General features: G+C 34.0%; 7 protein-coding genes. 1 reads left to right on the top strand and 6 read right to left on the bottom strand.

Annotated features, from left to right (window positions below; translation table 11 throughout):
* Positions 1–420: 420 nt before the first annotated feature.
* The gene (locus FPG59_RS13825; RefSeq protein WP_086455169.1) at positions 421–1,626 is read left to right on the top strand and encodes an FAD-binding oxidoreductase; all 1,206 of its coding nucleotides are present in this window, start codon (positions 421–423) and stop codon (positions 1,624–1,626) included.
* 258 nt (positions 1,627–1,884) lie between these two features.
* Here FPG59_RS13825 and FPG59_RS13820 read toward each other — a convergent pair whose 3' ends face one another.
* The 6 genes from FPG59_RS13820 to FPG59_RS13795 form a co-directional block, all read right to left on the bottom strand.
* Positions 1,885–2,397 (bottom strand): DUF2480 family protein, encoded by a 513-nt coding sequence (locus FPG59_RS13820; RefSeq protein ID WP_086455168.1) that lies wholly within the window; start codon positions 2,395–2,397, stop codon positions 1,885–1,887.
* Positions 2,398–2,471: 74 nt separating this feature from the next.
* The gene (locus FPG59_RS13815) at positions 2,472–2,795 is read right to left on the bottom strand and encodes an SUF system Fe-S cluster assembly protein (protein ID WP_086455167.1); all 324 of its coding nucleotides are present in this window, start codon (positions 2,793–2,795) and stop codon (positions 2,472–2,474) included.
* A gap of 184 nt (positions 2,796–2,979) precedes the next feature.
* On the bottom strand, positions 2,980–3,387 hold the full coding sequence (locus FPG59_RS13810; RefSeq protein ID WP_086455166.1) for a GxxExxY protein: 408 nt from the start codon (positions 3,385–3,387) through the stop codon (positions 2,980–2,982).
* A gap of 128 nt (positions 3,388–3,515) precedes the next feature.
* Positions 3,516–3,935 (bottom strand): SufE family protein, encoded by a 420-nt coding sequence (locus FPG59_RS13805; RefSeq protein WP_086455165.1) that lies wholly within the window; start codon positions 3,933–3,935, stop codon positions 3,516–3,518.
* Between the two features lie 12 nt (positions 3,936–3,947).
* Entirely contained in the window at positions 3,948–4,382 is a 435-nt protein-coding gene (locus FPG59_RS13800; RefSeq protein ID WP_086455164.1) for a hypothetical protein, read from the bottom strand.
* A 17-nt stretch (positions 4,383–4,399) separates the two neighbouring features.
* Positions 4,400–5,056, bottom strand: a 657-nt coding sequence (locus FPG59_RS13795) for an aminotransferase class V-fold PLP-dependent enzyme (protein WP_140344671.1), incomplete at its 5' end; no start/stop codon positions are given.

The following is a 5,056-nucleotide window of genomic DNA, read 5'->3' as shown; positions in this document are numbered from 1 at the left end:
GGGTTATACTAAGTAACGACTTCTAGAAAATTTTAACAACATATTTTTCCAAAGCTATAACATTAGTTTCACTCCATTTTACGGTTTTTATGTTAAAATTTTACGGTTTTTTGAGATTTCAAATCTGGATTAAAACTGTTTTGATTGGTTCCTGGTGTTTGAAAATATAGAAAAACAAGTGATATTGACTCTATTACTAGAAATTTAGGCTGATTAAGCATATAAAAACCGCAAAATTGATGTTTTACAGCATCTTTATTTTCTAATTTTTCGTACTAAGAAACCCCGTACTTCCATTCAAAAAACAATCGTTTCATAAAAAACACACCAGAAATCATCTTATAATTATGTAACATAATAACTTTAAAAAATAAATGTAGCGTCCTCAATATCATTACATTTGATAAAAGCTAAAACGCCATGAAACTAAAATCAAGTGAACCTTTTTGGTTGGTAAAAAATGGAATCATCAATTCCTATCCCTCAGTAAGAGAAAATTTGGACACAGAAGTTCTTATTGTGGGAGGTGGAATAACTGGTAGTCTAATTGCGCATCAATGCATGGCAGATGGTTACAAAACCGTGCTTATTGATCGCAGAGAAATTGGTCACGGAAGCACGTCGGCTACAACATCCATGTTGCAATATGAGATTGATGTGCCGTTGTACCAGCTTATAGATTTGATTGGCGAAAAAGCGGCCGTTGAAAGTTATTGGGCGTGTTACAAATCAATTGATGATTTGAAGAAAATCGTGCAACAAGTAAAATCAGATTGTGGTTTCAAGAAAAAAGAATCCCTTTATTTTGCCGCTTTAAAGAAAGATGTTGCCTGGTTAAAAAAAGAATTTGAAGCACGAAAAAAAATTGGAATGCCTGTAAAATGGCTAGAGGCGGAAGAAATTGATAAAAAATTTAAAATCAAACATTCGCATGGCGGTATCTTGTCTGAGCAAGGCGGCAGTATAGATGCTTTCCAATTAGCACATGATATTCTAGCGTACAATCATAAAAAAGGATTGCAGGTTTTTGATAAAACCGACATTAAAAAAATTACCTACACACAAAATGGCGTAACCGTTTTAACGGAACATGGCACTACTATTACTGCTAAAAAAATACTCTACTGCAACGGTTTTGAAAGTACCGAAATTATTAAAGACAAGTTTGTAAAATTACTATCTACTTATGCCATTGTGGGCGAATGTTTTGAAGACGATCAATCGCATCTTAACGACACGCTGTTTTGGAACACAGCAGAACCTTACATGTATATGCGAACCACAGATGACAATCGATTGCTTATTGGCGGAGAAGATGAAGATTTAGTAGACGCTGCAAAAAGAGATTCCTTACTTAACGAAAAGTCTGCTAAACTGACCAAATATCTAAAGAAAATTTTACCTGATTATGATTTTAGAACAGATTTTGTTTGGGCAGGTACTTTTGGTGAAACCAAGGACGGATTGCCCTACATTGGCAAACATCCCAATTTTCCTAGCGCGTATTTTGTTTTGGGATTTGGCGGAAACGGCATCACCTTCTCAGTCATTGGAATGGAACTCGTTTCTGAAATGTTGAAAAACAAGAAACATCCTTTAACCGAATATTTTAAATTCAGAAGGTGATTTCTTGATGGCACTTTTAGATTTCTAAGTAATCAATTCTATTGTAGAATACACCCAAATCCAGCAACACAAAAATGTTCGTTTAATAGCTAGATGATGTTTTTTTCTTAAAATGGAAACTTGATGAATACCCCAAAAAAAAAAATCAAATTAAAATTAAGCATTTAAAAACAGGTGCTTTTGATGCATTAAAATCAAATCCTTTTTTGACAAAAAATCAAAAAACAGTCTTGCGGATGTTCACGTTAAACACAAGAGTTACTCTTTTTTACCAGTCTTAAACAATGGCACAGCTGAACAAGCTTCGCCATACATAATACTTCGGGCTACTTGCTGTAAATGTTGTACTGCAACTACATAAGCACGAGTTGGAACTGGTTTTTTTGAACATCCTTTCAAGATAACGGGTTTGTCTTGATAAACCGAATAGTCAATTTTTGGCAGTAATTCTTCGAATAAGGAAGCTTCAAGATCTTCTAATGTTCCGTTGATTGTTTTTTTTGCAAAAGGCGCTACATGCGTTGCCACCAAAATAGATGCCCAAGCCGGAACAATTGCATCAGTACTGCAATGAATGGCTACATAATGATCTTGGTATTGAGACCAATAGTGATTTTTGAGGCTTTCTCTGAAATCTTTTTCTCTTAATAAAAATCCTTCAGCAAGCCATTTTGAGATGTCAATTTGCGTACGAATCCCTTTTGGATAATAATCCTCAAGATCGAAAACTTCGAGTACACTATTGGCTACTTTATTGATTATTTCTTCCATTTCGAAAAGTTTAAAAGGTTTAAAGTTTAAAGTTTAAAGTTGGTCAACCTTAAACTTTAAACCTGAAACAAATTTTACAACATTCCCAATTCTAATTTAGCTTCTTCACTCATCAAATCTTTGCTCCAAGGCGGATCAAAAGTAATTTCAACTTCGGCATCTTTTACATGCTCGATAGATTTAATTTTATCTTCTACCTCTTTTGGTAAACTTTCTGCAACGGGGCAATTTGGTGAGGTAAGTGTCATAAGAACTTTTACTTCGTAATCTGTATTTACCATTACGTCATAAATCAATCCTAATTCGTAAATATCTACAGGAATCTCTGGATCATAGATAGTTTTTAATTTTTTTACGATTGCTTCTCCTAATTCGTTAGTGTCTATTTCTTGTGTCATGTTTCAACAATTTATATTTATAATCTTTTAAACCATATAAGTCACATAAGGTCATTTAAGTTTTGTGTTTATTTTCAATTTAACCGTTTTGACTTTTAATATTTTTACGTGGCTAGATCGGCATTGGTGTGTGTATAATTTTTTACAACCATATAAGTAACTTAAAGTCATTTACGTCCTTCGCTTAATCGTTGAGATATCGATATTTTTCATTGACATAGGTTTTTTGACCTTCTTTAAAAATATGAGTTACATTAAAGTTCAGTAGTAATCCTATTGGGATTTCTAGCAATTTCATGTAAGTCAAAATTTGGGCTTCATGAATCGGCAGCACTTTATCTAATGCTTTAAGTTCTACCACTAAACTTTTTTCAACCAATAAATCACACCTTAAGCCTGTTTCAAGTGCTAAACCTTTGTAACATACTGGTATTTTAAGTTCTGTTTCGAATTCAATACCTCTTATTGTTAATTCCTTTTTCAAACAAGTATGATAAATACTTTCTAAAAGACCTGGGCCAAGGTATTTATGGACTTCAATAGCCGCACCATTAACTTGGTAAACTAAATCTTTTAGATAAGTTTTTGTCATACTTTTTATTTTATTACATTCCTAAAAACACTTTTAAGTAAAATGGAGTCTTCTAAGTTTTATTTTATTCATTTCCGATTTTATTTTAACTTATGTGACCTTATATGTCTTATATGGTTTAAAGAAATTTAGTTCTTTGCATCAAAAGCCAAAGCATACATTTTGATGTTTTTTATCATCGAAACTAAACCATTTGCACGAGTGGGTGATAAATGTTCTTTTAGGCCAATTTCATCAATAAAATCCATATCGGCAGATAGAATGTCGGCAGCTTTTTGATTGCTAAAAGCGCGAATCAAAATGGCAATAATTCCTTTGGTTAAAATAGCATCACTATCGGCAGTGAACACAATTTTATCATCGGCTTGCTCACCTTGTAGCCAAACTTTTGATTGACAGCCTTTGATGATGTTATCTTCTGTTTTAAATTCTTCTTTGATAAGCGGTAGCTTTTTCCCCAGTTCAATGATGTATTCGTAACGATCCATCCAATCATCAAACATCGAGAATTCCTCTACTATTTCCTCTTGTATATTTTTTATAGTCATGTGTGTTCGTAATTAATTTTTCTCGGCTAAAGCATTGATTTTGTTAACTAATTTTTCAATTTCTTTTGGTGGAGTACCATGATCAAATGATGTGCTTTGATATGTTTTTTCCTTATGAACTATTTTTAGATTCGCAATGGCAGCTCCGTCATGAAATCGTTTTTCAGAAGGTGCTTTTAATGTTTCCACTTTGTCAAGTTCAATAGTTTGAAAATCCGTTACAAGTTCCTTCCAATCCGCATCAGAAATGGGAGTTGTGGTAGGTTTTTCAGTCTCATTTCTGTCTTTACTTACACTCAATTCTTGGTTGACAACGGTAATTTTTTGATAAAAACCTCTCGTATTAGCCGTGTACTCGATCGCTGTGTTTTCTAAATCAGATTGTTTCTTGTTACTGCAAGTAGATCCAAGAATCACGGTGGCCACTAAAGCTAGTACTGTTTTCATAAGGTTGTGTTTAAGCGTTAAGCAAGCATATTTTGGGCTCTTTTTACGGCGGCAACTAGGCTATCAATTTCTTCTTTGGTATTGTAAAACGCAAACGAAGCTCTTATGGTGCCAGGAATCTCAAAGAAATTCATGATCGGTTGTGCACAATGATGTCCTGTGCGCACCGCTATTCCTAATTTGTCAATTATGGTGCCAATATCGTACGGGTGAATTCCTTCTATATTAAATGAAATCACAGATGTTTTTTCTTTGGCAGTACCGTAAATTTTCAAACCTTCAATGGTTAATAATTGTTGGGTTCCATACTCTAGCAATTCTTTTTCTTGCTGCTGAATGTTGTCAAAACCAATCGAGTTCATATAATCAACCGCAGTTCCTAATGCAATTCCTCCAGCAATATTAGGCGTCCCTGCTTCAAATTTATGAGGTAGTTCAGCATAAGTTGTTTTCTCGAAAGTCACTTCTTTGATCATTTCACCACCACCTTGATAAGGCGGTAATTTATTCAACCATTCCTCTTTACCGTATAAAATACCGGTACCTGTTGGTCCGCACAATTTATGTCCTGAAAAAACATAGAAATCACAATCTAGTTCTTGTACATCAGGTTTTAAATGCGGAACAGCTTGTGCACCATCTATCAAAACTGCAGCGCCTACTGCGTGTGCTTT

The organism is Flavobacterium sp. FPG59, from assembly GCF_002150205.1.
GTDB lineage: Bacteria > Bacteroidota > Bacteroidia > Flavobacteriales > Flavobacteriaceae > Flavobacterium.
This window is presented reverse-complemented; position numbering and strand designations above follow the sequence as displayed.